The organism is Micromonospora phytophila (genome assembly GCF_023656545.1).
GTDB classification, from domain to species: Bacteria; Actinomycetota; Actinomycetes; order Mycobacteriales; family Micromonosporaceae; genus Micromonospora; species Micromonospora phytophila.
This window is the reverse complement of record NZ_JAMOKF010000581.1, coordinates 1-1,824: the sequence shown is the minus strand read 5'-3', so window position 1 is coordinate 1,824 and position 1,824 is coordinate 1. Positions and strand designations below refer to the sequence as shown.

Sequence of the window (1,824 nt, the reverse complement as noted above, 5' to 3'; positions counted from 1 at the left end):
CCCGGTTGTATCGGACCGGGGATCTGGCGCGGTGGTCGGCGGACGGGAACGTGGAGTTCCTCGGCCGGGTCGACGATCAGGTGAAGGTGCGTGGCTACCGCATCGAGCTGGGTGAGATCCGCTCCGCGTTGCGGGAGCTGCCCGGCGTCCGCGACGCCGCGGTGGTCGCCGACGGCGAGCCGGGCAAGGTCCGGCTGATCGCCTATGTGGTCGGTGAGGTTCCGGCCGACCTCGGCGACCGGCTCGCGGCCCGGCTGCCGGAGTACATGGTCCCGTCGGTGCTCGTGCCGATGGAGCACATTCCGTTGAACGCCAACGGCAAGCTCGACCGTCGCGCCCTGCCCGCCCCCGACGACGCCGCCACCGGCCGGGCCCACGTGGCCCCGCGTACGGCGGTGGAGGAGCGGATCGCGGCGGTGTGGTGTCAGGTGCTCGGCCTGGAGCGGGTGAGTGTGGAGGACAGCTTCTTCGACGTGGGTGGGCACTCGATCCGGGCGATCGCCCTGGTCGGTGCGTTGCGGGCCGAGGGTTTCCAGGTCGGCGTCCGGGATGTTTTCACCCACCGGACGGTGGCCGCCCTGGCGGCGGAGCTCGACGAAGGGTCCACGGTGGACGAAACCGCGGTGGCGCCCTTCGCGTTGATCTCAGCCGAGGATCGGGCGCGGCTGCCCGAGGGGGTGACCGACGCGTATCCGCTGTCACAGGTGCAGTTGGGGATGCTGGTGGAGATGCTGGCGGACGCGTCGGTGAACCGGTACCACAACACCGCGACGTTCCGCATCGCAGACGGTCGTCCATTCGACGAGGCGGCCCTGCGGCGGGCGGCGGCGACGGTGGTGGCGCGGCACGAGATGCTGCGTACATCGTTCGACCTGGACGGCTTCGGCGTGCCGATGCAGTTGGTGCACCCGCACGCGGAGCTGCCGGTGACGGTGCGGGACCTGCGTGACCTCGACGCCGACGGCTTCGAGCAGGCCCGCCGCGACCACATCGCCGCCGAGCGTGCCCGGTTGTTCGACCTGGCTCGGCCCCCGCTGCTGCGGGTCGCCGCCCTGGTGGAGAGCACCGCCTGGCACCTCGGCTTCACCCACTGCCACGCCATCACGGAGGGATGGAGCCAGCAGTCCCTGCTGATGGAGGTGCTCGACCTCTACCGCCGGTACGCCGACGGCGGCGAACCCGAGCCGCAGCCCCCGACCCCCGTCCGGTACGCCGACTTCGTCGCCGCCGAACTGGCCTCCCTCGGCTCCGCCGACGACTGCGCCTACTGGCAGCGGATCGTCGACACCCACGCGGTCTGCGCGCTCCCCCCGCACTGGGGCGACGGGCCCGACGCCACCCGGGAGGACGTCAAGCTGCCGGTCTTCTTCCGCGACATCGAGGACCGGCTGCGCGAGCTGGCCCGCGACACCGGCACCTCGTTCAAGACGGTGCTGCTCGCCGCGCACCTCAAGGTGCTCAGCACCGCCACCAACGAGACGCGCTTCCACACCGGCGTGCTGTACAGCGCCCGACCGGAGGCCCCCGGCGCGGAACGGGTCTACGGCATGTACCTGAACACCCTGCCCTTCGCCCACGACGTCACCGCCCGCACCTGGCGGGAACTGCTCCGACAGGTCTTCGACCGGGAGGCCGAGGTGTACGCGCACCGCCGCTTCCCGCTGCCGTCGATCCAACGGCAGGCCGGCGGGCGGCGCCTGTTCGACATCATGTTCCGCTACCAGGACTTCCACCAGGTCGACACCGGGCGGGTGGACGTCCGCGCCGGGGCGGGGGACAGCGCCAACGAGTTCACCCTCTCGGTGGCCAACATCCCCGGGCACC

Annotated in this window: 1 protein-coding gene; it reads left to right on the top strand. The window is 71.7% G+C overall.

Features of this window, described 5'->3' with window-relative positions:
• Window positions 1–50 precede the first annotated feature (50 nt).
• A partial coding sequence (locus NCC78_RS31475) for a condensation domain-containing protein (protein ID WP_250799078.1) occupies window positions 51–1,824 on the top strand: 1,774 nt, incomplete at its 3' end.